At 34.5% G+C, this 26067-nt stretch carries 24 protein-coding genes; 4 read left to right on the top strand and 20 right to left on the bottom strand.

The genetic code is table 11. The features are described 5' to 3' along the window. The 4 genes from rplU to VZL98_03735 form a co-directional block, all read right to left on the bottom strand. A complete protein-coding gene (gene rplU / locus VZL98_03750) occupies nucleotides 1-312 on the bottom strand; it encodes a 50S ribosomal protein L21 (GenBank protein ID WVH64084.1) in 312 nt (103 codons plus the stop codon). 181 nt (nucleotides 313-493) lie between these two features. Then, on the bottom strand, nucleotides 494-1942 hold the full coding sequence (gene cls, locus VZL98_03745; protein ID WVH64083.1) for a cardiolipin synthase: 1449 nt from the start codon (nucleotides 1940-1942) through the stop codon (nucleotides 494-496). Between the two features lie 43 nt (nucleotides 1943-1985). After that, nucleotides 1986-3815 (bottom strand): translational GTPase TypA, encoded by a 1830-nt coding sequence (gene typA, locus VZL98_03740; protein ID WVH64082.1) that lies wholly within the window; start codon nucleotides 3813-3815, stop codon nucleotides 1986-1988. 127 nt (nucleotides 3816-3942) lie between these two features. Beyond that, complete coding sequence (locus tag VZL98_03735; GenBank protein WVH64081.1) at nucleotides 3943-4329, bottom strand: ATP-binding protein; 387 nt, start codon at nucleotides 4327-4329, stop codon at nucleotides 3943-3945. A gap of 293 nt (nucleotides 4330-4622) precedes the next feature. On the opposite strand from VZL98_03735, the gene VZL98_03730 reads away from it, so the two are divergent. Continuing rightward, nucleotides 4623-4784 carry a rubredoxin gene (locus VZL98_03730; protein ID WVH64535.1) on the top strand — a complete coding sequence of 54 codons (162 nt, stop codon included), beginning with the start codon at nucleotides 4623-4625 and terminating at the stop codon, nucleotides 4782-4784. 41 nt (nucleotides 4785-4825) lie between these two features. On the opposite strand, the gene yihA is transcribed toward VZL98_03730, so the two are convergent. From yihA to VZL98_03655, 15 genes are all read right to left on the bottom strand, one after another. Then, a complete protein-coding gene (gene yihA, locus VZL98_03725) occupies nucleotides 4826-5416 on the bottom strand; it encodes a ribosome biogenesis GTP-binding protein YihA/YsxC (protein ID WVH64080.1) in 591 nt (196 codons plus the stop codon). Further along, nucleotides 5409-7757 (bottom strand): endopeptidase La, encoded by a 2349-nt coding sequence (gene lon, locus VZL98_03720; GenBank protein ID WVH64079.1) that lies wholly within the window; start codon nucleotides 7755-7757, stop codon nucleotides 5409-5411. The genes yihA and lon overlap by 8 nt, the downstream gene beginning before the upstream one ends. Nucleotides 7758-7809: 52 nt before the next feature. Then, a complete protein-coding gene (clpX, locus tag VZL98_03715) occupies nucleotides 7810-9051 on the bottom strand; it encodes an ATP-dependent Clp protease ATP-binding subunit ClpX (protein ID WVH64078.1) in 1242 nt (413 codons plus the stop codon). Between the two features lie 14 nt (nucleotides 9052-9065). Then, nucleotides 9066-9650, bottom strand: coding sequence for an ATP-dependent Clp endopeptidase proteolytic subunit ClpP (gene clpP, locus VZL98_03710; protein ID WVH64077.1), 585 nt, complete (start codon nucleotides 9648-9650; stop codon nucleotides 9066-9068). 32 nt (nucleotides 9651-9682) lie between these two features. Next, nucleotides 9683-11029, bottom strand: coding sequence for a trigger factor (gene tig / locus VZL98_03705; GenBank protein ID WVH64076.1), 1347 nt, complete (start codon nucleotides 11027-11029; stop codon nucleotides 9683-9685). A gap of 71 nt (nucleotides 11030-11100) precedes the next feature. Further along, nucleotides 11101-11934 carry a DegV family protein gene (locus VZL98_03700; GenBank protein WVH64075.1) on the bottom strand — a complete coding sequence of 278 codons (834 nt, stop codon included), beginning with the start codon at nucleotides 11932-11934 and terminating at the stop codon, nucleotides 11101-11103. A gap of 9 nt (nucleotides 11935-11943) precedes the next feature. Next, entirely contained in the window at nucleotides 11944-13287 is a 1344-nt protein-coding gene (gene glmM, locus VZL98_03695) for a phosphoglucosamine mutase (protein WVH64074.1), read from the bottom strand. An 11-nt stretch (nucleotides 13288-13298) separates the two neighbouring features. Then, entirely contained in the window at nucleotides 13299-14654 is a 1356-nt protein-coding gene (locus VZL98_03690; GenBank protein WVH64073.1) for an HD domain-containing protein, read from the bottom strand. A gap of 1 nt (nucleotide 14655) precedes the next feature. Then, on the bottom strand, nucleotides 14656-15879 hold the full coding sequence (locus VZL98_03685; protein WVH64072.1) for a CdaR family protein: 1224 nt from the start codon (nucleotides 15877-15879) through the stop codon (nucleotides 14656-14658). Beyond that, the gene (cdaA, locus tag VZL98_03680; GenBank protein ID WVH64071.1) at nucleotides 15866-16687 is read right to left on the bottom strand and encodes a diadenylate cyclase CdaA; all 822 of its coding nucleotides are present in this window, start codon (nucleotides 16685-16687) and stop codon (nucleotides 15866-15868) included. The genes VZL98_03685 and cdaA overlap by 14 nt, the downstream gene beginning before the upstream one ends. Before the next feature lie 44 nt (nucleotides 16688-16731). After that, on the bottom strand, nucleotides 16732-18114 hold the full coding sequence (locus VZL98_03675; GenBank protein ID WVH64070.1) for a CapA family protein: 1383 nt from the start codon (nucleotides 18112-18114) through the stop codon (nucleotides 16732-16734). Between the two features lie 154 nt (nucleotides 18115-18268). Beyond that, nucleotides 18269-18532 (bottom strand): HPr family phosphocarrier protein, encoded by a 264-nt coding sequence (locus VZL98_03670; protein ID WVH64069.1) that lies wholly within the window; start codon nucleotides 18530-18532, stop codon nucleotides 18269-18271. 92 nt (nucleotides 18533-18624) lie between these two features. Beyond that, complete coding sequence (locus VZL98_03665; protein ID WVH64068.1) at nucleotides 18625-19170, bottom strand: ferritin family protein; 546 nt, start codon at nucleotides 19168-19170, stop codon at nucleotides 18625-18627. A gap of 168 nt (nucleotides 19171-19338) precedes the next feature. Beyond that, the gene (locus VZL98_03660; GenBank protein ID WVH64067.1) at nucleotides 19339-19827 is read right to left on the bottom strand and encodes a ferritin; all 489 of its coding nucleotides are present in this window, start codon (nucleotides 19825-19827) and stop codon (nucleotides 19339-19341) included. Between the two features lie 79 nt (nucleotides 19828-19906). Further along, nucleotides 19907-20182, bottom strand: coding sequence for a hypothetical protein (locus VZL98_03655; GenBank protein WVH64066.1), 276 nt, complete (start codon nucleotides 20180-20182; stop codon nucleotides 19907-19909). Between the two features lie 160 nt (nucleotides 20183-20342). Between VZL98_03655 and VZL98_03650 the strand changes: the two genes are divergently transcribed. The 3 genes from VZL98_03650 (at nucleotide 20343) to VZL98_03640 (ending at nucleotide 24959) form a co-directional block, all read left to right on the top strand. Next, nucleotides 20343-21680: a S41 family peptidase gene (locus VZL98_03650; GenBank protein ID WVH64065.1), complete on the top strand. Its 1338-nt coding sequence runs from the start codon at nucleotides 20343-20345 to the stop codon at nucleotides 21678-21680. Nucleotides 21681-22178: 498 nt separating this feature from the next. Continuing rightward, complete coding sequence (locus VZL98_03645; GenBank protein WVH64064.1) at nucleotides 22179-23762, top strand: AbgT family transporter; 1584 nt, start codon at nucleotides 22179-22181, stop codon at nucleotides 23760-23762. An 87-nt stretch (nucleotides 23763-23849) separates the two neighbouring features. Then, complete coding sequence (locus VZL98_03640) at nucleotides 23850-24959, top strand: M20/M25/M40 family metallo-hydrolase (protein ID WVH64063.1); 1110 nt, start codon at nucleotides 23850-23852, stop codon at nucleotides 24957-24959. A 418-nt stretch (nucleotides 24960-25377) separates the two neighbouring features. Here VZL98_03640 and VZL98_03635 read toward each other — a convergent pair whose 3' ends face one another. Continuing rightward, nucleotides 25378-26007, bottom strand: a complete 630-nt coding sequence (locus tag VZL98_03635) for a phosphatase PAP2 family protein (protein WVH64062.1) — start codon at nucleotides 26005-26007, stop codon at nucleotides 25378-25380. Between the last annotated feature and the right edge of the window lie 60 nt (nucleotides 26008-26067).

Genomic DNA, 26067 nt, shown 5'->3' with positions numbered 1-26067 from the left:
TTATGCTATTATGCTAGAAATTTTTACTTTTGTAAAAGGTTGTCTATGACCTTTTTTCTTGCTGAAACCTTTTTTAGCTTTAAATTTGTATACGATAACTTTTTTACCTTTACCGTTTCCTAAAACTTCAGCAACAACTTTTGCACCTTCTACTAATGGAGATCCTACTTTAGTTTCCTCATCTGCTGAGACTAATAATACTCTATCGAATTCTACTTTATCTCCTTCAGAAACTTCTAGTTTTTCAACTGAAAGAACATCTCCTTCTTTAACAGTATACTGTTTTCCACCTGTTTCTATAACTGCGTACATGCGTGCACCTCCTTCTTTATTATACTCGCCGTGTGTAGGTGCTATGCTTTAATACCCCACTCGTGCGGTTTACACGCTCAATAATAGTATCATATAAGTACATGAACTGTCAACAAATTTTGTTAATACTTTTAGATTTAATCCACTTAATATTTTTGATGGTTTTGTCTTAATAATTTTCTTATAATACCGGTGATAGGAGTCTGGAGAAAGCTTCTTTTATTTTAACTATTCTTCCCCTATTTAAATAATCTTCCAGAGTCATTTCTTTGCTCTTTTCAATATCCAGCATAAACTGGTTCTTTAAACTCTCATTTACTGCTTCATCATAAATAACAGCGTTAACTTCAAAGTTTAATGCAAAGCTTCTTATGTCCATATTTGCACTGCCGACTGTACTTACATAATCGTCGATAACTAAGGTTTTACAGTGTAAAAATCCCGTATCATATAAATAAACCCTGGCACCGGCATGTAGCAAGGTTCCTAAATATGATAATGAAGCCCAATACACAAATGGATGATCTGGATTGCCGGGAATCATAATGGTTACTTTAACCCCGGAAATAATCGCTGTTTTTAGCGCATCCATGATAGCTTCATCAGGAACAAAATACGGTGTTTGAATAAAGATTTCTTCTCTTGCACTGGTTATCATTTTGAAATAAGCATTTTTTATATTTTCAAATTGAGTGTCAGGACCGGATGTTATTATTTGAATACCACTATTGCCTTCAGGATTGTATCTGCCACTTAGGTGTTCTGAAGTCTCAGACAGTTTTCCACTTGCGTATTTCCAGTCTTTGATAAACCTGACTTTTAAACCCAGCACTCCGGACCCTTCTATTCTTATATGGGTATCTCTCCAAGGTCCAAATTTTTTATGCAATCCCAGGTACTCGTCTCCAACATTAAATCCACCAACATAGCCAATGCGATTGTCTATTACAACTATCTTTCTATGGTTTCTGTAGTTTAATTTGAAATTGAAAGATCTTATCAAACTAGGGAAGAATATATTAACTTCACCACCATACTTCTCCAGTTTTTCAAAATCTCTTTTCTTGAGCGTCCTACCTCCCACTCCGTCATATAGAACTCTTACTTCGATTCCTTCCTTAGCTTTTCTTTCCAATGCTTTAATAAGCTTGCTACCGATATTGTCGTATTTAAAGATATAGTACTGCAAATCTATACTTTGTGTAGCATTTTCTATGTCTTGTAGGAGTCTTGCAAATTTTTCTTTACCCCAGTAGAAAAGCTCTATATCATTATCTTGTGTATAGAATGATTCATCTACCTCTAAATTCATCCTAATTAAATCGTAGTATTCCCTAGTCTTTTCGTTATTATAGAAGAACTTACCTTTTGAGATAAAATCAGTTTGGAATAGTGCAATATTATTTATAAATTCATCTTGCTCTTCTTTCAACAAAAACATCTGTCTTTTTTTATAGTCTTGCCCTAAAAATAAATATAATATAAACCCAAGACCTGGAATCATAGTCAAAACCATGACCCACATAAGCGTTGATTTGGGGTTTTTATGTCGTCCTAAAAACACAACAAGTAATGCGAGTAAAATATTTACCCACCAAAAAGATCTTGATGTAATTTCAATAAAAGGCATAATATCACAACCCCTTTAATCTCTGTTTTTAAACTAATGAGTTTTACTTTTTATTTTTATGAGATTTATATCTTAAATTAGTATTTAGTATCTTTTTTCTGAGTCTCAATGACTTTGGAGTTACTTCTATGAGTTCATCCGGCTCAATGAATTCCATGAGCTCTTCTAAGCTCATTATCTTTGGAGGAAATAATCTGATTGCATCATCTGCAGCGGCTGATCTTATATTTGTTTGCTGTTTTCTTTTACAAACATTTACTTCTATATCCAATCCCTTTGCATTAGAGCCCACTACCATTCCTTCATAGACTTCATCAGCAGGGCTTACGAATAGTAATCCCCTGTCTTGAGCCTGTCCTAAACCATAAGCTGTAGCAGTTCCCGTTTCAAATGCAATCAATGATCCCAAGTTTCTTTTTGGTATTTCACCTTTGTGTTTTTTATAAGAATCGAATTGGGTGTTTATAACTCCATTTCCCCTTGTGTCAGTCATAAACTCTTGTCTGTAACCTATCAAGCCCCTTGCAGGAATAGAGAATTCCAATCTTGTAAATCCACCTTTTGAAGGTTTCATATCTAGAAGCTCACCTTTTCTCCTACCAAGCTTTTCGATAATTGCTCCAACATACTCCTCATCGACATCGATTATAACCGTTTCAATTGGTTCAAGTAGTTTTCCATCTTCATCTTTTTTATATAGTACTTCCGGCTTGGAGACAAGAAATTCGTATCCTTCTCTTCTCATGTTTTCGATTAATACGGATAAATGAAGTTCCCCTCTACCACTCACTTTGAATGCATCCGTGGTGTCAGTGTCTTCTACATTTAAACTTACATCAGTTTGTAATTCTTTGTATAGTCTATTTCGAATTTGTCTACTAGTGACATATTTTCCTTCCTTACCTGCAAAAGGTCCATCGTTAACAGAAAAAGTCACGGATAATGTCGGTTCAGAAATTTTTACAAATGGCAATGCTTCGACTGCATCAGGACTACAAATAGTATCACCAATATTTATACCCTCAACTCCGGTAACAGCAACAATATTTCCGCAAGTAGAGCTGTTTACTTCCACTCTATTTAGACCTTTAAACTCATATATATTTGAAATCGTGATGTTTACATGCTTTTCCGGCTCGTTATAATTAACTATCGCTGCATGATCACCATGCTTAATTATCCCGCTTTCTATTTTCCCAATCCCAATTCTACCTACATAATCATTATAATCGGTTGTTGAAATCAGTAATTTAAAGGGTTCATCAATACTTCCTTCAGGCGCAGGGATCCATTCAATAATGGTATCCAATAGCGCAGTCATATCCTCAGTAACAACATTTGGATCCAGTGTCGCAAATCCTTTTCTGGCTGATGCATAAACGAATGGAGAATCTACATAAGATTCATCAGCATCCATTTGTATAAAAAGTGATAATAGTTCATCTTGGATCTCCTCAGTTCTTGCCTCAGGCCTATCTATCTTATTTATACAGATTATGGCAGGTAGATTTAAGTCAAAAGCTTTCCTAAGTACAAATTTCGTCTGAGGCATAGGTCCTTCAAAGGCATCGATTACTAGTATTACCCCATTTGCCATTTTTAGTACCCTTTCAACCTCACCACCGAAGTCAGCATGACCGGGTGTGTCTATAATATTGATTTTATAATCCTTGTATTCTATGGCAGTATTCTTTGAGAGTATAGTGATACCTCTTTCCCTCTCTATATCATTTGAATCCATAATCCTATCGTCAACAACTTGATTTTCTCTAAATATCCCGGCTGTTTTTAAAAGTCCATCTACTAGTGTTGTCTTGCCATGATCTACGTGTGCTATAATAGCTACATTTCTTATTTTATTATCTTTATTCATATAACCTTCCTTAATTTAGTATATACATGATTTTATCATATACTTTGAGCTTTTGGACAGAATTTATTTTCAATATAAAAGAAACCCATTTCGATGATTTCTCAAATTCATTCCTACGAGTTTCTTATTATTTATTAATGATTGCAGTAATACTATTTTCTTTGATTATTAGTTCATCAGATAACTCTTTTACTATTTTTAAGCCTCTGCCCGATGTCATCAGACTACAGGGATCATAAGTACTGAAGTCGTAGTTTAAACCCTCTCCCTCGTCTATTACCTGGATGGATATGACCCTCTCATTAATAGCCAGTTTTAAATCTATATATTTGGTATTATCAAAACAGTTACCATGTTCACAACCATTGATAACAAGTTCATTTATAATTAATCTAATATCAAATAATAAATTTTCATCAGCAATTACTCTATCTACTTTTTTAATTATTGACTTAACCACTAAATCTATATGGTTTAGGTCGCTCATCAGCTTACCCGAATAGTAATAAGCCATTATAATCACCTTCTAATAATTTCCTTAAAATGCATAAAAAAATAAATGTATTTTATATATATAAATTGCTCTACATATATTTTACCCAATTTCTCTAAAATATATCACTTTGAATGAAATTTTTAAATTCTTTTAAATAATTTATTATCAGATATTGTTATACATATACGCCTTCCTCAATAATAAGACATTATTACCTATAGATTAATAACGTTTAATCAAGTATGGTACAAAATATCACAAAAATATGTTATAATATATATGTAAATATTTATATGGAAGGAGATATATCAATGGAAAGATGGGTATGTGAACCATGTGGTTATGTTTATGATCCTGAAGTAGGCGATCCAGACGGTGGAGTTGCACCAGGAACTAAGTTCGAAGATATTCCAGAAGATTGGGTATGCCCAGTTTGTGGAGCTACTAAAGATATGTTTGCAAAAGAAGATTAATACTTAAAATATAGGTGAATCACATGATTCACCTATATTTTTTATTTATCAAGCACTTCTTCCATTATTCCCAATACTTTTTCCAGATTGTACTTATTAGTTATAGAATAAGGGAAAATTAAACTTCTGTTTTTTATTCCCAATTTTTTCGCTATCACTTTCTCAGCGTTTTGGTATTTACCCTTGGAAATCTTATCAGCTTTAGCTGCAATTACATATCCGGTAAAACCATATGCCAAAATCCATTCGTACATCTGAACATCTTGCAAAGTAGGTTCGTGTCTTATATCTACCAGCAAAAACACCTCTCTAAGTGAGTTTCTTAAGTTGAGGTATTCTTCAATTATATCGCCCCAGGAATCTTTTTCTGTCTTTGACACAGAAGCATATCCATATCCGGGCAAGTCTACAAATCTAAAGTTTTCATTGACCAAATAGAAATTAATCGTCCTGGTTTTCCCAGGTTTTGAGCTGGTTCTTGCTAGGTTTTTTCTATTTAATACCGAGTTAATAAATGAAGATTTGCCTACATTTGATCTACCTGCAAAGGCTATTTCAGGCATTTCTACAACAGGATATTGTTCTGACTTTACTGCTATTGCATCTAAGTCACTACTGATTATTTTAAGCATTCTCAATCGGCTCCAATGCGATGTCAAGTACATCATTTATATCATTTACATAATGAAGTTTCATATTCTTAAGAACCTTCTCGGGTATCTCATCTATGTCTTTTTTATTGGTCTCCGGAAGTAAGACGGTTTTTATATTATATCTACTCGCTGCCAATAGCTTTTCTTTTACTCCGCCTATCGGGAGCACTCTGCCTCTCAGCGTTATTTCTCCGGTCATAGCTACGGAATTCATAACTTTTCTTCCTGTAAGTGCAGATACCATTGCAGTCGTCATGGATATTCCCGCTGAAGGACCATCTTTTGGAATTGCACCTTCTGGTATATGGATATGAATATCTTTATCTTTAAAGAAGCCTTTGTCTGTGATTCCGAGCTTTTCTGCATTTGATCTAATATACGAAAAACCTGCCATTGCAGACTCTTTCATTATATCTCCAAGTTGTCCGGTAAGCTGCACTTTGCCTGTACCTGGCATTGTATTTACTTCTATCTGTAGGATTTCTCCTCCAACTTCTGTCCAGGCAAGACCGGTAACAACTCCAACCATAGGATTGTCTTCTAGAATATCATCTCTATACCTTGCTTTCCCTGCATACTTGGATAGGTTTTGTACGGTGATTTTAGTTCTGTCTACGCCTTCTTCCACCATTCTTCTAACAGATTTTCTAACAACTCTGGCAATCATTCTTTCCAGTTCTCTTACACCCGATTCTCTAGTGTAATTTTGAATCAATTGTTCAAGGGCAGCTTGAGAGATTTCAAATTCATCTTCTTTCAGTCCATGGCTTTTAAGATTTTTAGGAATTAAGTGTCTCTTAGCAATCTCAAATTTCTCTTCCGAAGTATATCCACTTACTCTGATAACTTCCATCCTATCCAATAGAGCAGGTGGAATTGTAGAAGTGGAGTTTGCCGTAGTTACAAACATTACTTTTGATAGATCAAAAGGAACTTCTAAAAAGTGGTCAGTAAACTCATCGTTTTGTTCCGGATCCAGTACTTCAAGAAGTGCTGAAGCCGGATCTCCTCTGAAATCTGAAGAAACCTTGTCTATCTCATCTAGAAGAAATACTGGATTTAATGTTCCGGCCTTTGTCATAAGTGTGATTATCCTACCGGGCATTGCTGCAATATAGGTCTTTCTATGACCTCTTATTTCAGCTTCATCTCTTACTCCACCTAAACGCATGCTTACAAATTTTCTCTGCATAGATTCAGCGATGGATTTTGCTATGGATGTTTTTCCGACTCCCGGCGGACCTACAAGACAAAGGATTGGTCCTGACATTGATTTTGTCCTTTTTAGTATTGCAAGATACTCAAGTACTCTTTCTTTAACTTGCTTAAGGCCATAGTGATCTCTATTTAGAATTTCTCTAGAATCCTTAAGCTCAATCTTATCTTTTGTAGTCTTTGCCCAAGGTAAATCCAGTAAGTAATCTAAATACGTTCTACTTACATTTATCTCCGGAGAAGCAGGGCTCATTTGACCCATCCTCTTTAACTCTTTTCTCGCCGCTTCTTCAGCATATTTGGGAAGTTTTTTGCTCTCTATCTTCTTCATATACTCTTCCATGACATCATCGTCTAAATCAGACTCTCCCAATTCGGACTTAATGACATTAAGCTGTTCTTTTAGATAGTATTCCCTTTGAACTTTATCTAGTTGTTTCTTTACTTTTCTATTTATCTTTTCTTCTATTTTTAATAATTCTATTTCTTCACCTAGAATCATATGAAGCTTTTCAAGTCTGGAGTAAAAATTCAGCTCCTCTAAAATAACATAGTGATCGGATAATTTCAATTGCAAATAAGAAGCGATTACATCTGCCAGCCTACCCGGATCTTCTATATCCATTAAACCTAGCATTACCTCTTGTGCAATTTGAGGACTATAATTTATATATTCTTTTACGTCATCAAGGACAAGTCTAATAGCTGCTTTAGTTTTATCTTCAACCTCTATATCTTCAAATTCATAGGTATATTCTATAGCATCTGCCAAAAGATATCCGTCTTTTTCTTCAAGAGAAGTTATTCTGGCTCTATCTACACCTTCAACAAGTACTCTTGTACTACCGTTAGGAAGCTTAAGTGTTTGCTTGATTACCGCAATAGTTCCCATATCATAGATGTCGTCTATTTTAGGATCTTCCACTTTGAAATCTTTTTGAGAAGATAGTAGAATCTTTGAGTCATTTAACATTGCTTCTTCGAGTGCTTTTACTGACTTTTCTCTCCCAACGTCAAAATGTATAACCATGTGAGGGAATATCCATATTCCCCTTAACGCAATTAAAGGGAGGGTAATATTATTCTCTTTATAATCGTTAACCATAATACCTCCTTTTTAAAAGACTTACCCACCTCTTAGGTGGGTAAGTCAGTCCTTATGAAACCTCAGTTTGGGTTTCGCTCTCAATAACTAAAGTAGGTTCTTTGCCTTTAGTAACCGTATCTTCCGTGATATAGCACTTTTTAACATTCTCCATAGATGGGAGTTCAAACATTATATCCATAAGAATTTCTTCAATAATAGATCTTAAACCTCTCGCACCGGTTTTCCTTGCATATGCTTTTTTTGCTATGGCCTTTAAAGCACCTTCTTCAAATACCAGTTCACAACCATCCATTAGGAAAAGTTCCTTGTATTGGCTGATAATAGCATTTTTAGGCTCTGTTAAAATTCTTATAAGCGAATTCTCATCCAGCTCCTCAAGTGCAACTATAACGGGTATCCTTCCTACGAATTCAGGAATCATACCGTATTTTAGAATATCTTCCGGTCTTATATCCTTAATTAGTTCAGAATATTTTGAAATCTTGTTGTCTCTAATATCTGCTCCAAAACCAATTGAAGTAGTCTCGGTTCTTGTTTCAATGATTTTTTCTATACCTTCAAAAGCACCACCCACTATAAACAGAATATTGCTCGTGTCTACTTGCAAATACTCTTGTTGAGGATGTTTTCTACCTCCTTGTGGTGGAACATTCGCAACCATGCCCTCTATTATTTTAAGAAGAGCTTGTTGTACTCCTTCACCACTTACATCTCTGGTAATAGACGGATTTGAAGATTTTCTAGTGATTTTATCTATCTCATCGATGTAGATTATGCCCTGTTCTGCTCTTTCAATATCATAATCAGCAGCTTGTACCAGTTTTAAAATTACATTCTCAACATCCTCACCGACATAACCGGCTTCTGTTAGAGATGTGGCGTCAGCTATTGCAAAAGGTACATCCAGTATTTTTGCAAGAGTCTGAGCCAATAAGGTTTTACCCGATCCTGTAGGTCCTATTAACAGGACATTACTCTTTTGTAATTCCACATTTGACTTTATATCGGAGTTTATTCTCTTATAGTGATTATATACAGCTACAGCCAGTGCTTTTTTACATGAATCTTGTTGAATTATATACTCGTCAAGTATCCTTTTAATTTCAACCGGCTTTGGCATTTCATCAAAAACTTTTTCCAGTATTTCATCTTCTTCATCAATTATTTCAGTACAAAGCCTTATACATTCATCACATATATAGACATTAGGTCCAGCTATCAGTCTTTGTACTTCATCTTGGCTTTTTCCGCAAAAAGAACATTCTATTCTCTTTTCTTCATACTTTGCCATTAATTCCTCCTAAATTAAGCAGATTTTTCTATAACTTCATCAATTAACCCGTATTTTACTGCTTCCTCTGCTGTCATATAAAAGTCTCTATCTGTATCTTTTTCTATCCTCTTAAGAGTTTGACCTGTTTTCTCTGCCAGTATCTTATTTATTAAAGCTCTTACTTTTAATATTTTTTCAGCTTGAATTTTAATATCTTCTGCTTGCCCCTGAGCTCCTCCAAGTGGCTGATGTATCATTATATCAGCATTTGGTAGAGAGTATCTCTTTCCTTTAGTACCGGCTGCCAATAAAAATGCTCCCATGCTTGCAGCTTGACCAATGCAAATAGTGCTGACATCACATTTAATATATTGCATAGTGTCGTATATTGCAAGACCGGCACTTACTGAACCACCAGGTGAATTAATGTATATATTGATATCTTTAGTCGGATCTTCTGCAACTAGAAACAATAACTGTGCAACTACGAGATTCGCAACATTGTCATCTATCGGACCACTTAAAAATATTATTCTCTCTTTGAGAAGTCGGGAATATATATCGTATGACCTTTCACCCCTATTTGTCTGCTCGACAACTATAGGCACCATTACCATATTATACCTCCTCTTATTTTACATATTTAACATTATTCAGAAACAGTTTCTTCTACTTCCTCTGCTTCTTCTTCTACTTCTTCTACGATGTTAAATTCAACTATTTCAGCAAGTTTATCTAGAGTTTTTCTGTTTCTAATAAACTCTGTAATTCCATATAAGTCGTTGTTTTCTTTATAATCTGATACGAATTTTTCTATATCTTTTTCAGCATAAACTTTTGCTAGTTCTCTTAGTTCATTGTCGATTTCTTCATCACTTACTTCAACATTCTCAGCTTTTGCAAAAGCCTCTAAAGCTAAATCTGTTTTTACTCTGTTTTTAGCAGGCTCTCTCAATTCTTCTTTTACAGACTCTTCGTCAGTTTGAACTATTGAGTAGTAGGTGTCTATATCAATACCCATTTGTGCTATTCTATGAGTAAAATCTTCGAAATCCTTTTTTATCTGATCTTCAACCATTACCTCAGGTACTTCTACCTCGGTAATCTCTGCTAGAGCATTAACAGCTTTGTTTATTTTACTTTGTTTAAAGTGTTGTTCATTAGCCTCTTCTAGTTTTGCTCTAAGATTATTTTTATATTCATCAAGGGTATCAAATTCAGAAACATCCATAGCAAAATCATCGTCAAGCTCAGGAAGTTCTTTTCTCTTAATACTATTTACTACTACCTTGAAAACGGCATCCTTATCTTTAAGGTTCTCATGATAATCTTCCGGGAATGTAACCTTAACTTCAACTTCATCTTCAGGTTTAACACCGATTAATTGTTCTTCAAAACCCGGAATAAAAGTTTTTGACCCTAAAACTAAATCATAAGCTTCTGCTTTGCCGCCTTCAAACGGTTCATCGTCAACAAAACCCTCAAAATCTATATTTAGAGTATCTCCGTCTTCTGATGCTCTATCTGTAATATTTACGAGTCTTGAATTACTTTCTCTTTCTTTATCTATTTCAGCATTAACCATTTCTTCTGTTACTTCTGGTTTAGTTATATCGATTTTAATATCTTTGTAATTACCTAGTTCTGCAACCGGTCTAAGTTCTACAGTAAATTCTACATTAAATGGTTTTTCAGTGCTGATTTCGTCTAAAATATCTACTTTAGGATAATCTATAGGCTCAAGCTCAAGCTCCTTTAGTGCAGGCTCATATTTATCACCCAATACAACATTTACAGCATCTTCATAAAATACGTCTTTTCCATAGTTGGATTCTATAACTTGTCTAGGTGCTTTCCCTTTTCTGAATCCAGGGATATTGAACATATGCTTGTTTTGTTGATACGCTTTTTGAATAGCCTCTTTAAATTCTTCTGTCCCAATTTCTATTGTAAATACAGCTTTACTATTTTCCTTTGATTTTAATTCTACCTTCATTTCGATACCTCCAAGATTAATCTTCACATCTAATCATTATATCATATTTTTCAATAAAACAATAATAAATACTAATAAGCTATTACTATACCGCCATTGTCAGCATAGATTGTAGAAAGTCCACCGGTTTCAAGGATCTGAACTTCCTTAGGATTATATAAAGATACTATTTCATCTTTTATATTTTCAGCAGCCTTTGCAGCATTACAATGAGTGATTACCAATAATCTTTCTTTTAATAGCTCTTTATCATTTCCAATCAATTCAACAAGTTTAGAATGAGCTTTTTTTAGTCCCCTTGTCTTTTCGACTAATTTAATCTCACCATTCTCATCTGCAGTCAAGACGGGTTTTATAGATAACACATTAGCAAAAAAACCTGCTAATTTTGACATCCTTCCATTTTTCATGAGATTATCCAGTGATTCAAGTACAAATACAGTACGACTCGTCTCTATAAATGATTCTACTTTTTCAACTATTTCATTAAACTGAAGTCCAAGATCTATTAATTCCTTAATCTTGTGAACTATTATAGTTTCCCCACAGACAGCGGATTTAGAGTCAAACACATGGATAAGCCTGTTTCCCTTTTCTTCTGCCATTTTCTTAGCCAGCATAGCATTGCTATAAGTTGCACTTAAGCTGGATGAGATAGTAACAGCAAACGACTCGGCACCTTTCTCAAATGCATTTAAAAAATCATATGGACTAGGTGCTGCAGTCTTTGGAACTCCGTCATATTCCTTCATTACTTTTCTCATCTCCGGCAAATCAATACTACCGTCATCTACATAGCTCTTGTCTCCAATATTAATAGAAAAAGGTATTAATAATCTATTGGTTGCTTTCTGCATGCTTTCCGAAAGTTCGCAAGCAGAATCGGTAATTAGATTTATTCTCATATTGACCTCCTAATTTAATCTTTCTTCAATTAATTTTACGAGTGCCTCTGATTCTTTTTCAAGTAGATCTATATCTTTTCCTTCTACCATTACTCTAACAAGCGGTTCAGTTCCGGAAGGTCTTATTAGTACTCTACCACTGTTCTTAAATTTCTCCTCAAACTTGCTTATAGCTTCTGAAATTACCTCATCTTCTGAATATCTATGCTTGGATTCATTGCTTACTTTAGCGTTTCTTAGAACTTGCGGATAAGTCACCATGTAATCATTAAGCTCAGATAGTGGTTTCTCTTCTTTTATCATAGTCTCTATTAATTTTAAAGCGGATAATATTCCATCTCCTGTAGTATTATCTTGTAAGAATATAAAGTGACCCGATTGTTCTCCACCCAAGGTATATCCACCTTCTATCATCTTCTCCAAAACATATCTGTCTCCAACATCTGTTGTCAGCACATTTAAACCGATTTTATCCGCATATTCACAAAGGCCGATATTTCTCATAACGGTACCTACAATAGTATTATTGGGAAGTTTACCTTGATTTAGCATATATGTTCCAACTGCAGCAAGAAAATGGTCTCCATCCATAATCCTGCCCTTTTCATCTACTGCAATCAATCTATCGCCATCTCCGTCAAATGATAGTCCTATATCCGCACCATGTTTTAAGACGGCATCTTGAGTCAACTTAGGATTAGTAGACCCGCATTTATCATTTATATCCATTCCATTATAGTCGTCATTGTAGACGAATATCTCTGCTCCCATCTCCGTAAACAGCTGATTTGCAACAGTTAAAGTTGCTCCATGTCCACAATCTATCACTATCTTTAATCCGTTTAATTTCATCTCGAATCTCGATTTAATAAAGTCTATATATTCCCTAACAGCATTAAAATCATGTCTTAACTTTCCAATTTCTCCACCTGTTGGAAATTCATCTAATTCATCAATATTTTCGATTAACTTTTCTATTTTCATTTCCACTTCATCAGGAAGTTTATAGCCTTCTGATGAAAAGAACTTAATTCCGTTAAACTCTCCCGGATTATGAGATGCCGATATTACAATCCCTGCAATAGCATTAAAATATCTAGTTAAATAAGCAATAGCCGGTGTAGGGATAATACCAACGTCAACTACATCAACTCCTATTGAAAGTATCCCTGAAGTCAAAGCAGATTGTATCATATCCCCCGAGATTCGCGTATCTCTACCTATTACAATTTCATTTTTACCATTGCTCTTTAGTTTGTATGCTGCTGCTCTTCCAACTTTATATGCTAATTCCGGGGTTATTTCTACATTTGCTACACCCCTTATTCCATCTGTTCCAAATAATTTCCTCATGTAACCTCCACTTATAATAAATTCTTTGCTTTTTCTATTAAGATCTCTTTCTTATTCAAATTATCATCTTCCAGAACCATATCTGTTAGAATCCTAAGTGTTTCTCCAATCTTTTTCCCTTGCTCATATCCAATGGCCAATAAATCTCGCCCATCAATGGCAAGTCCCCTTTCATCCACCGGTTTTTCCTCGCTGATTATGCTATCTGCGAGTTTTCGTCCATTGAGGACATTTTTAATGCCTTCCTCATGATTGGTAGATAGGATATCTGCTATTTGTAGGTCAAAAAGTTTGTACACATCTTTCCCCATCCTGGAAATGAGTTTTTTTACAGACTTAGGAGTGTACTCATTAACGCAATCCATATGCCTTTGTACCAATTTTACTACAAGGTCAGTGGTCTGATTGGAAAATCTATATTCTCTAAGAAAGTTCTCGGCCAATTCGGCAGAGATATTTTGATGCCCAAAATACCTGCCTTCTCCAGTTTCATCTATATGTTTAGTTTCGGGTTTTCCAATATCATGTAGTATTGCAGCCAATCTAAGACTTAGGATTGGCTCTGTATTATCCATGACTCTAATCGAATGCTCAAAAAGATCATAGTCATGAAAACTACTCTCTTGATTAAAACCTACCATTCTGTCAATATCAATAGAGATAACCCTTAAAACGCCGGTAGATGCCATCATCCTAAACCCCTTAGAAGGAGTTTCTGACATTAGTATCCTTATCAGTTCCTGAGCAATTCTCTCTTTACTTATTTTTTTAAGTCCTTCACTATGAGTTTTAATAGAAGAATGAAGCTTTTCATCAAGCTCAAAATCCAATTCAGTCGCAAGTCTTATTGCTCTGAGTATCCTTAAATAATCTTCACTCAGTCTACTATCAGGATCTCCGACAGCTCTTATAATACCCATTTTTAAATCCCTTAAACCTTCAAATTCATCGACCAGTCCCGTATATGGATTATAAGCCATAGCATTTATAGTAAAATCACGTCTTTTTAAATCATCTCTTAAACTATTAGAAAACACGACATCACTGGGTCTTCTCCCATCAATGTATCCCTTTTCTATCCTGTAGCTGGTTATTTCAATTTGGTTTTTATCTATAATAACCATTACCGTTCCAAATTCCATACCTGTTTTTATCGTTTTGAAATCTTTGAACACTTCTAAAATATCATTTGGATTTGCATTTGTACATAGATCATAATCAGAAACATCTCTGTTTAAAAGATAGTTTCTAATAGCTCCTCCAACGATAAAAACTTCATAACCCGAGTGCATTAATTTATCTATACATAGCATGACATAACTTGGAATTTGATTTTTGAATGACTTTAAATCTAAAATATCTGCCATTCTATAATCCTTCTGGCGGACTTATGGTAAGCCTTATAGTTTGAGGATTGATGTTTTCAATCGAAACATCGTTGATATTTTCAAATTTCAGCTCTAGTTCATGAGTTCCTAATCCAGCTCCCGTTAAATCAACATAAGGCTTTAGTGCTTCATGATTTAATGGATTTACTTTAGATTTCAATCCGTTTAGCTCGACAGTGATTGTTTTTTGTTCATTTAATACTTTGATTATCGCAGCCTGCGGCTTCTTCTTAAACTCAATTTTATCTATATCAATACTAACCTCTTTTTTTATTATCGTGTCTAAAATATACTTAACATCGACTTTAATTTGATCGCTTGTCAGTCTGACTCCTTCAGGCAAATCTAAAGTCAGATCGTATTTTCCGTCAGTCAGTACAGTACTTAAGTCGAGTGGATGTGTTTTAATAGAATCTATCTTACTCATTACATCAGGTGTACCTCTGACACTGACATCAGTCTGGCTTAACTCTTTTGTAATTTCCGTAATCCCCTCTGCAAATTCATTTACCGTCTCGAGTTTTATAGGTACTTTCTTAATAATATTTACATCAAATGTTACATTCACATATGCATGAGTCTGAGTTATTCCCATAACCTGTTCGCCGGCAGAGTTTAATACCATTAGAGGTATGTTTCTGTTGGTTTCATTGGTTATTTCACTGCTATCCACCGATGCCACTGCCTTGTCAACGGATTGGATTAACGATTCGGCTCCTTCGACCACAATGGTTTCAGGTTGATGTGCCGCAACCTCAATTACCTGATTCTCAGCTGAAGGTTTGCCCTCCAACTTAACCTCAACCTTAATCTCTTTTGATTTTATCTTCTCAAGCGTTATAGGTGCAGTAGCTGTTGATTTATCTATTATATTTAATCCTTGTGGAACATTAAACTTTATAGGAAATATTTTATCATTCTCATCGTATTGACTTAAATCTACTTCTGCTTTAATATCCGAAGCTTTGACATTGATAAAACTATTTGTCTGACCTCTAAGAGTTACGTTTACGGTCGATTCCTTATCCCCTCCAATAGTAAGACCTTTTTCTTCTACCTTGTCTATATTTTTTAAAACTATTGGTATATTTGAATACTGTGTTTTTATTGTAGGATTTTCGTATCCAATGACAAAACTCCAAAGTAATATGGCCAGGATGACAGAAAATAGTTTTAGTCTAAGATTGTCTTTAATTTTTATCATCCTTACTCCTCCATAGCGAGAATATTCTGATATCTTCAGTAGCAAATACTCCCTGAAGAATTACCTTTAAGGTTTCATCATCTACGTATCTGGTAATCTTTCCACTTTCAGCAATCGACACAGCTCCGGTTTCCTCGGACACTATGATCGCCAATGCATCAGATCTCTCTGATATCCCTAAAGCGGCTCTATGTCTAGTACCGAGCTCCTTTGATAGCGTTATGTTTTCAGTAAGAGGCAGAAAACAAGCTGCTGCTCTTATCTTATCTCCTCTGATTATTACGGCTCCGTCATGAAGAGGTGTATTGGGTATGAATATATTGATTAGGAGTTCACTTGATACATCTGCATCCAGTTTAGTACCGGACTCAATAATCTCATTTAATCCTGTATTCCTCTCGAGTACAATTAATGCACCTATTTTTTGTCTGGCTAGTGAAGAAATAGCTGTAGACACTTCACTGGTCAACTTACTTATTTGTTCACCTTTTATCTCCACGATGGGTTTGCTTAGAAAGTTAGATCTTCCTATGTACTCTAGACCTCTTCTAAGCTCAGGTTGAAAGACTATTAATAGTGAAACTACCCCATAGAATAGTATATTATTAATAATCCATTGAATTGTATATAAGTTTAACCTTTTGGTAATAACAGTAAATATTAAAAGCGCTATTATACCCCTTATAAGTTGTTCAGCTCTTGTTTCTCTTATGAGCATCATCAGTTTATATATTATAAAGGCGACAATCATTATATCTACTACATCTGCAAGCCTTATATTCTGTGCATATGTTATAATTCTCTCCATAAATTACCTCATAATCATCTCTTTTTTATCCATTATGCTTTTCATCAATTTCCAGTCTGTGGATATGACTCTCCATTTAGGATTTTCAATGCATAATCTCTCGCATCCAAAATTCTTTCAAGAGTTTCTTCATTCACAGTATCTCTGTACTTTCCACCTTCTATAAAATCTTGAGTATTTAGTAACTCGAATTTTCTATTACCGTTCACATCCAAAAATGAGTTAACCCAGGTAGGATACATTTCTACAGATTTTATTAATGTATTCTCATTGTTTTTTTCAATACTGAATTTAAGTATCACACCTGTCTCGGTATATTTATTATCTATTGTTTCACGTCTTTGATTAGATATAGCATTTCCCATTGAATAAATAATAAACTTATCCAATCCTTCATGTTTTACTATCTCGGTTTTTTGAAGTACATGAGGATGACTTCCAAGTATTAAATCAGCACCCCATTCTATCATCATATGGGCTACATCTGTTTGAGTTTGTGTTTGTTCAAATACATATTCATGTCCCCAATGAGCGTATACAGCTACCAAATCGCATCCACTCTGCTTTGCACTTTTAATATCGGATTCAATTACATTTAAATCCATTCTACTTATCATATAAGAATTCTCTTCTGATAGGTTTTCATCTAAGCCGTTAAAAAGCTCTGAATATGCAAGTAAACCGATCTTGATTCCATTTTTTTCGATTACAAGGAGATTGTCACCGGGTTGTTTTTTAGTACCAAAATGTTTCATATTATTAAAATTAATAGCATTAATCGTAGATTCAATACCCTCTACTCCTGAATCCAAACAGTGATTATTCGCTGTACAAAGTGCATCAAACCCTGCATAGGACAGAGCAGTGGCTACTGCATCAGGGGCATTAAAAAGAGGATACGCTGCTAGTGGCAATAGTTCTTGAGCCATAGTACCTTCAAAGTTTGCCAAAGCTAAATCGGCCCCCGATATTAAATCTTTTACTTTCTCATAATGATCGGTAAAATCATAAGCTTCCGTAGCGGCATTATATCCTGCATTGATCATTCCAAAATGATACAATACATCTCCGGTTGCAGCTATAGTAATACTTTTAGTCTCTTCAGGCCTTTTAACTGTTTTCTCAGATTTCGCTTCCGTCTTTTCAGGTTCCGCTTTTTTTTCCGATTCTTCCGGTTTGTTTATGTATTCTTGTTCTTTATTATTTATCTCTATATTAATGTCTTTGTTTTCAACAGTGATTTCAACCTTATTACCTGCTCCTTTAACAGTACGCACAACAAAACCAACAGCTCCCGAAACAATCTTGAAGCTGCCCCATAATATAATCATAGTAATCATTAAGGAAATTATGAGTCTTGGATAATTTATCTTGTATCCTTTCACCGGTTTTCGCCTTCTACGTCTGTTTGAATCAGATCTTTGCATGAATACTCACTCCATTCATGTCTATTTTATCATATAAAAATATAAAAGTCATAATTTTTAATCTCACGCAAAAAACCGTCACCCAATTACCAATCGGCAGACGGTTCATACTTCCAAACTTAATTTTATATATATCCGGCAAATTCTTATTATCTTAATCACCTAATTCAAATTGGATTAATCTAACTAGATTTTTAACTGCTTCTTCTTCATCATCTCCATTTGCACGAATAATAATGGTGTCGTTTTTTACAGCTCCCATACTAAGGACTCCCATTATACTCTTTGCATTATAAATCTTTTCCCCTTTAACAACTTCAATAGTACTTTTGTATTTTATTGATTCTCGGATAAACTTCGACGCTGGTCTCGCGTGTAAACCTATCTCATTGTTTAGGGTAACCTTTTCCTCTATCATATATACACATCCTTGTTTTCTATGAATAAGAGTTAGTTATATTATCCTTAAGACAGGAAATCTCCTGTCTTAAGGATCTAATCTCTCATTTTTTAATAAGCCACAAATAGCTCTTTCTTTGCATTACATAATGGACAGAAATCTTCTTCACCTGTTAAGGAAATAAAACCGCAAACAGGGCAAAGTAATACTGTTTCAGCATCCAGATCCGAGCCTGCATCAACTCTTTCCTTAGCCTGAGTAAATAACTTAGCATGAACCTTTTCTGCTTCTACTGCATATCTCATAGCTTGAACTGCAGTTTTTTCATTTTGCATTTCTGCAATTGCTATGTACGCCGGATACATTTGAGTGAACTCAAAAGTTTCACCATCAATAGCTCCTTGTAAATTTTCTGAAGTTGGTCCAATTCCAAATCCTGCTCCAGAAAGAACATCAAAATCACCTTTTACATCCTTAAGAGCTTTGAAGTGAAGTGTTGCGTGTATTTTCTCAGCATCTGATGTAGCATGGAATAATCTTGCTACATTTGGAAAACCGTCTTTTTTTGCAATATCTCCCCAGATATTATACCTAGTTCTTGCTTGAGATTCTCCACCATATGCTGATCTTAAATTAGCTTGCGTCATTGCGTTCATAAATTTACCCCCTTATATTTAATTATACCCGATATCATTATAGCATATTGAGTTATTTTTTTCAATTTACAAATTTAATTGACCTTTTAATAGATTTCGTTAATTTTTATCTATAGTTTACGGATTATTTTCATAAGAAAAGCACCACTTAAGCGGTGCTTTAAATTACTAATCTTCTCTTTTTCCTAAGGCTTTGTCCATCATGAACAATCCGTTAGTGCTGTCACCTATTTTTTCAAGTCTTGCTACAACTGAGCCAACATTTGCTTCCTCTTCAACTTGTTCCTCTATAAACCAGTTAAGGAAAACTTGTACCTCATAATCTTCTTTTTCAACAGCTTCTTTGTATAATTTTTTGATATTGTTTGTGATTAATTGTTCATGCTCAAGAGCGGCTTGGAATGCCTCCAATAGAGATTTGTAATCGGTCTTTGCAGCTTGCATACCTTTAAAACTTATTTTGAAACCCTTATCGTGTAAGAAGTTTCTAAATTTTTCAGCATGCATTATCTCTTCTCTCGCTTGCTCGTTAAACCAGTGTTCAGAACCTGTCCAATCTTCTTCAGCAGCATATGCAGCCATAGCTTTGTATATATAAGCAGACTCATACTCCATGTTCATTTGTTCATCTAAATTTTCAAATAGTTTTTTATCCATATAATCCTCCTAATTTAAATTAATATTTATTATTCTTAACACATATATTTATTTACCCAAAAAATACAATATTAAACAATTACTCATATAACTCATATACGCTATATATCTTTAAGTCATTATTTAATAAAGATAGTAGTAATTTTGGGATATTTTCCACATTCACATCAACTACTATTCCATTGTATTTAAGTATTAATTTACTAATATCTATAAACTCCATTTTTTCAAGCGCTGCGACTACTCTGTCGCAGGTCGTTTGTTTATGCATTTCACCGATTATTACTGTCAAGCTCAAGATTTCATTATGCCTTTCATCAGGATTACATTTATTTATTAATAAAACATTGTTCATATTTAATTCCCCTCGTATAATATTATTGTCCACTATTTTTAATATACCCAATAACTGAAATTAATCACATTAAATATATGATTACTAGGTACTACGAAGTAATTTATGATATAATTGTGTTAAATAGAGAATAAATATAGCATGATGTTTGGAGGTCTTTATGGATAAACCTAGAAAAAATAGAAGGCGCAGAAAAGTTAGGATTAACTACACCAGGCTAATTATTAGTATTATTGTGTTATTATTAATCATTTTTATACTATTTACAGGCGTCAAAGCTCTATTTAAAAGAGCATCATCAGGTAGCACTTCGAAAGATAATACTGCTGTGGAAACCGATACTTCAGAACAGAACAAATTAAATCCTGATGGACAATTGAGCCCAAAAAGTAAATTAGAAGATTTTGAGTTCGTCAACAATCTAATACTAAATTCACATCCTTACTATGATGAAAATGTAAGTAAAAAACAGATAGATTGGAAAAAAGTAACCGAGACCTATAAGAAAAAAATTACCGATAGCCAAAAAGATCAACAGTTTATCGATGCAATCACCCAATTTGTTTCCCAGTTAAACGATGAGCAAACGCATATCCTTAATTACGACTTTTACAACTACCTTTTGACTAAGTATAATGCAGAAAAAAATACTCAATGGCTGAAACCGTTAAATTTAGAATCAGTGAAAAGCAGATATAATGTACTATCGACAGAAGAAATCGATAATCTGATTACCGAAAAATCGTCAAACACCGCGGGATCCAATCTAATTCTGGATACCCCCATTGTGGGACAACTTGCATATATTAAAGTTAAGAGTTTTGATGAAAGACATAAAGCTAACGACGGTAAAAGTATTATGGATTTTCTAAACTCGATTAATACTTATAAAAATCTTGTAATAGATATTACAAATGTAAAAGACGGATTAAATTCCTATTGGATAGATAATCTTGTTGCTCCACTTATAAGTTCTGAGAATTCAGTTTCTGGACGTATTGCCAAAAAGGACGATACATTCAAAGACTTCCTTGACTATGCGTATAAGAATAAACATCGGTACATAACTTTCGGTGATGAGTTCCCTATCGGGGAACTCCCTCTTGAATTGAATGTACAAAGTTATGTTAGAGATAAATTTAAGAATTATAAAAGATTTGATATTACTGTTGAACCGAAGGATTCAGTAGGATATGAAGGTAAAATTTTCCTATTGCAAGATAAAAAAGTATACGGCGCTGCAGATACATTCGCTCAATTTTGTAAATCAACTGGATTCGCTACAATTATGGGAACCACTACCAGAGGTTATGGTATGAATGCAGAAATTGAACCGGTTTTGGTAGCTCTGCCAAATAGTGGATTGATACTTAGAATGCCTACCGTCATGGGTCTTAATTATGATGGTACTGGAACCGCGCTTGGAGGGACACCCCCCGATATCGAAATCAATAAAGATGTCATTGATTTGAAAGAAATAATCGATTATATTAACTAAACTTATTAAGGTCAATAAAAAGCAGATGTATTGTTACAAAATTGTAATAATACATCTGCTGTTTTTTTATATTATTTTCCACCTAATTTCGGTCAATTTCTTCTACATTCCGTCTATAATTCTTGGTTATAATTTTCTCAATTCATTTATTAACAAATTTCAAGTTATAATTATGAATAGATTAATGTTTTTAAGATTATCTATCTAATACAAAAGATGTTTTAATTGTCCTTTAATCCTTTTATCTAATCGATAATCATAATCAACAACGCAAATTATCTATACTTTAATTATCTCAACTGCTTTTATGAATTATTATACATATTATTTTTCTTTCAGTTTTCATCAAATTCACGGCTGAATTACAAGCTTTATCACATCAGACTATATTGACATGTGTTATTTGATATTTAATTATGTTTATATATACTTAGAAAATTGACATTTTTCATCTCAATAGATAGAATTAAATTGTATAAAAAAATAAGGAGGTAATACATGGAAAACTCAACAAAAAATCAAAGGAAAGGGTTTCTTGGAGCAGTTGAAAGAATTGGTAATGCTCTTCCCCATCCGGCTATACTATTTTTCTTATTTAGTATCATAGTAATTATAGCATCTGAATTAGTAGCCAGAACGGGAGTTTCAGTAACCTATTATGATGCAAGAGCAAAAGAAGAAGTTACAAAGACTGCCGTATCCCTTATGAATGCCGAAGGTCTAAGGTATATCTTCAACAATGCAACTAAGAACTTTACAGGATTTGCTCCTCTTGGAACGGTTTTAGTAGCTATGCTAGGAGTAGGGGTAGCGGAAAGTACAGGACTTATATCAGCTGCACTTAAAAACCTAATTACTTCAGTTCCAAAATCACTTCTTACTGCAGTAGTTGTATTTGCAGGTATTATGTCAAATATAGCTTCTGACGCAGGTTATGTTGTCGTTATACCACTTGGAGCTATCGTGTTCTCTGGTGCAGGAAGACATCCGATTGCAGGTCTTGCAGCGGCATTTGCCGGAGTTTCTGCCGGTTTCTCTGCCAACCTAGCAATAGGAACACTGGACCCATTACTAGGCGGTATTACAAATGAAGCTCTAAAATCAGTAGGTATGGTTGGTGAAGTTCTTCCAACTGATAACTACTATTTCATGGCAGCATCAACTTTCTTACTAACCATAGTAGGAACACTTGTAACCGACAAATTCATAGAGCCAAGACTTGGCACCTATACAGGTAGTTACAAGCCTGACCATGAGCCACTTACTACTGTAGAAAGAAAAGGATTAAGATTTGCCGGTCTTTCATTATTAGTGTTTATGGTAATAATGGCATACCTTATGGTTAAATTACCTGGAAATCTACCTGGAAACGGAGTATTCTTAGAACCGGATGCATCAGGAAAACTTGTTCTTAACAACTTCCTAGGAAACGGATTACTTCTTGCTATACTATTGATGTTCCTTATCCCGGGTGCTATCTACGGTAAAGTTACAGGAGTAATTAAGAATTCAAATGATTTAATCGGTGGTATGACCGATGCGATGAAGAGCATGGGTGCTTACATGGTTCTATCATTCTTTGCGGCACAGTTTATTAATTACTTCAGCTATACAAACCTTGGACTTCTAGTTTCATTCCAAGGAGCGGAACTATTAAGAAGCATAGGATTCGTTGGACTACCACTTATTATAGCTTTCGTTATTCTTGCAGCATTCCTAAATCTATTTATGGGTTCAGCATCTGCAAAGTGGGCGGTAATGGCTCCAATATTTGTACCTATGATGGCTCAATTAGACATTGCACCGGAATTCACTCAGTTAGCATACAGAATCGGTGACTCTACTACAAATATTATAACTCCGCTTATGAGTTACTTTGCAATGATCGTAGTATTTGTAAAGAGATACGACGAAGATAGTGGTTTAGGTACATTGATTTCAACAATGCTTCCATATTCATTCTTCTTCTTAATGTCTTGGATAATATTATTAGTAATATGGTACGTCTTAGGTCTTCCAATAGGACCTGGAGGCGCTGGAATTCATACTTCAATGAATTTAATACAATCATTCTTTGTTTAATATAAACTATAGAGTGTAAACAAAAGCAAGTGGAATAGTATATATTAACTACCACTTGCTTTTATTTTAAGTTAAAGGAGATTTTTAATGAACGAGAAAAGATTATTAGAGAGATTTTTAGAGTTTATTCAAATTGACAGTCCGACAACTAGAGAGCGCGACTTTGCCGAACATTTAATTCCCATACTAAGGGATTTAGACATGGAAGTGTTTATGGATGATGCCGGCGAAAAAGCAGGAAGTAACAGCGGAAATCTAATAGCAAAGCTTAAGGGTACTACAGGTTCACCTGCGATTATGTTCAGTGCGCATATGGACACTGTTTCTCCCGGAGAAGGAATCAAGCCTGTAATAAGAGATGGCGTTATCTACAGTGATGGTTCAACAATTCTGGGCGGAGATGACAAGGCTGGTATAGCTGCGATTATCGAAGGTATACAATCCATTAAAGAAGCAAGTATACCTCACGGAGACATAGAGGTTGTTTTCACCATATACGAAGAGGGCGGGCTTTTCGGTTCCAAATATTTAGATTATTCCACTGTAGATTCAAAATTATGTTATGTACTCGATACCAGTGGTTCACCGGGTAAAATTGTAATCGGTGGTCCTGCGCAGGCTAAAATAAATGTTGAATTTACAGGAAAAGAAGCTCATGCAGGTGTTGCTCCTGAAGAAGGTATAAGTGCAATCCAGATTTTGGCCGAGGCTATCTCAAATATGAAATTACTTAGAATAGACGAAAAAACAACAGCAAATATCGGTAAAATCGAAGGTGGCTCGGTTACCAATATAGTAACCAAGACTGCAAAATTCCTTGCAGAAGCAAGAAGTTTAGAAGATGATGCACTCGATCTCCATGTAGCTCACATGGTAGAAGAATGCGAAAAAGCTGCTAAGAAATACGGCGGAACTGTCGATGTTAAAGTCAATATCGCATATAAGAGTTTTAAATTGGATGAAAATGAAGCTATTGTCCAAAATGCAATGAAGGCTTGTGAAAACTTGGGATTTGAACCGGAGACTATGATGTCTGGTGGTGGCTCAGATACCAGTAATTACAATGCAAATGGAATAAAATCCGTTAACCTTGCCATTGGAGAAACTAAACCTCATACAGTTGATGAATCTCTAAAAATAGAAGATTTAAATAATTCCGCAAGACTCGTAATGGAACTTATTAAGCTTCATGCCTAATAAAGAACTTCTATAATTTTTGGTGCTGGTGGTGAAAATCTGATTTTCACTCTGGCACCTTTTTCTTATAATAAAAAAACAAAGTGAGCATGATCTAGCATAATTTAATCACCACGAAAAAATCATCAGAATGGAGGTCACCATGTTTTTTTACTAATTCTATCTTAAATTTACTAGGCTTTGAAGAGGAGAATATAAAAATATACAACCAAATTGGTTCGGTGTTAAAGAAATGAGTTACCCATCATCTCCTATCCGGTAAACTCAATTTCTTTTTATTATCGATCATATTTTCATTTTAAACAGGATATTAATTTCAAAAAAATGATTGCATAAAAAAATACTTCAGGCAGAACGCGCTGCCTGAAGTAATATTTTGTGATTTTATCAGATACCGATACCATTTAATAAAAACTTTTTAAAATGCTCTAAACAACCATTCTAAGACAAATTTACTTCTATATAAGTATATTGCCCAAGCCGAACAGGTTAGTCCTAAGAAAACTCCAACTATTACATCACTTGCCCAGTGCACTCCCAGGTATATTCTACTGAAAGCTATGGCGAGTCCGATAATCAATCCTATCAATAATAGAAATACCAATCTACCGGTACCTGTTGACACTATATAGGCCAGTGTCAGATAAAAACTTACGCCAACCGTTGAATGTCCACTGGGAAAGGAATATCCGATGTGGCTTAAAGCTCTCTCCTTTGTAGGTCTAGTACGTCTGAATATAAATTTTAATACTTGGGATACGATTATCGACAATCCTGCAGATAATATTATTGCTGATGCAGTAACGAATTCTCCATCCCTTACCAAGACAAAAAGTATTGGGACGATAATCATAAATAGTGTTTCTACATTACCTAGTCTCGTAACAGATTTCATAACACCAATAAAATGAGGATTCCTATCTCTCGTTACCTTATCTCTAATATTTTTATCGAAAGTAGTTTCAGCTTTTTTATATAACCTGGTCCCGGTATATATCGAAGCCAATAACACTAATATTGTAAAAATAATTAATAATGTTAAATACATCCTGTTCTCCTTATTAACATATGTAAATTATATCAATTCATATATGTATTGTAAAGTACG

It is taken from the genome of Peptoniphilaceae bacterium AMB_02 (assembly GCA_036321625.1).
GTDB lineage: Bacteria > Bacillota > Clostridia > Tissierellales > Peptoniphilaceae > Microaceticoccus > Microaceticoccus formicicus.
Note: the sequence above shows the minus strand (reverse complement) of the source record. Positions and strands in the feature narration are given on the sequence as shown.

Excerpts from the sequence above, each read along its gene's own strand:
- VZL98_03735 (WVH64081.1), bottom strand. The coding sequence starts at position 4,329 with ATGGCTTATTACTATTCGGGTAAGCTGATGAGCGACCTAAACCATATA.
- cdaA (WVH64071.1), bottom strand. The coding sequence starts at position 16,687 with ATGGAGAGAATTATAACATATGCACAGAATATAAGGCTTGCAGATGTA.
- yihA (WVH64080.1), bottom strand. The coding sequence starts at position 5,416 with ATGCTTAAAATAATCAGTAGTGACTTAGATGCAATAGCAGTAAAGTCA.
- clpX (WVH64078.1), bottom strand. The coding sequence starts at position 9,051 with ATGGCAAAGTATGAAGAAAAGAGAATAGAATGTTCTTTTTGCGGAAAA.
- rplU (WVH64084.1), bottom strand. The coding sequence starts at position 312 with ATGTACGCAGTTATAGAAACAGGTGGAAAACAGTATACTGTTAAAGAA.
- VZL98_03665 (WVH64068.1), bottom strand. The coding sequence starts at position 19,170 with ATGAACGCAATGACGCAAGCTAATTTAAGATCAGCATATGGTGGAGAA.
- cls (WVH64083.1), bottom strand. The coding sequence starts at position 1,942 with ATGCCTTTTATTGAAATTACATCAAGATCTTTTTGGTGGGTAAATATT.
- glmM (WVH64074.1), bottom strand. The coding sequence starts at position 13,287 with ATGAGGAAATTATTTGGAACAGATGGAATAAGGGGTGTAGCAAATGTA.
- VZL98_03675 (WVH64070.1), bottom strand. The coding sequence starts at position 18,114 with ATGCAAAGATCTGATTCAAACAGACGTAGAAGGCGAAAACCGGTGAAA.
- VZL98_03655 (WVH64066.1), bottom strand. The coding sequence starts at position 20,182 with ATGAACAATGTTTTATTAATAAATAAATGTAATCCTGATGAAAGGCAT.
- VZL98_03685 (WVH64072.1), bottom strand. The coding sequence starts at position 15,879 with ATGATAAAAATTAAAGACAATCTTAGACTAAAACTATTTTCTGTCATC.
- VZL98_03645 (WVH64064.1), top strand. The coding sequence starts at position 22,179 with ATGGAAAACTCAACAAAAAATCAAAGGAAAGGGTTTCTTGGAGCAGTT.
- VZL98_03730 (WVH64535.1), top strand. The coding sequence starts at position 4,623 with ATGGAAAGATGGGTATGTGAACCATGTGGTTATGTTTATGATCCTGAA.
- tig (WVH64076.1), bottom strand. The coding sequence starts at position 11,029 with ATGAAGGTAGAATTAAAATCAAAGGAAAATAGTAAAGCTGTATTTACA.
- VZL98_03700 (WVH64075.1), bottom strand. The coding sequence starts at position 11,934 with ATGAGAATAAATCTAATTACCGATTCTGCTTGCGAACTTTCGGAAAGC.
- VZL98_03690 (WVH64073.1), bottom strand. The coding sequence starts at position 14,654 with ATGGCAGATATTTTAGATTTAAAGTCATTCAAAAATCAAATTCCAAGT.
- lon (WVH64079.1), bottom strand. The coding sequence starts at position 7,757 with ATGGTTAACGATTATAAAGAGAATAATATTACCCTCCCTTTAATTGCG.
- VZL98_03660 (WVH64067.1), bottom strand. The coding sequence starts at position 19,827 with ATGGATAAAAAACTATTTGAAAATTTAGATGAACAAATGAACATGGAG.
- VZL98_03650 (WVH64065.1), top strand. The coding sequence starts at position 20,343 with ATGGATAAACCTAGAAAAAATAGAAGGCGCAGAAAAGTTAGGATTAAC.
- typA (WVH64082.1), bottom strand. The coding sequence starts at position 3,815 with ATGAATAAAGATAATAAAATAAGAAATGTAGCTATTATAGCACACGTA.
- VZL98_03640 (WVH64063.1), top strand. The coding sequence starts at position 23,850 with ATGAACGAGAAAAGATTATTAGAGAGATTTTTAGAGTTTATTCAAATT.
- clpP (WVH64077.1), bottom strand. The coding sequence starts at position 9,650 with ATGGTAATGGTGCCTATAGTTGTCGAGCAGACAAATAGGGGTGAAAGG.
- VZL98_03635 (WVH64062.1), bottom strand. The coding sequence starts at position 26,007 with ATGTATTTAACATTATTAATTATTTTTACAATATTAGTGTTATTGGCT.
- VZL98_03670 (WVH64069.1), bottom strand. The coding sequence starts at position 18,532 with ATGATAGAGGAAAAGGTTACCCTAAACAATGAGATAGGTTTACACGCG.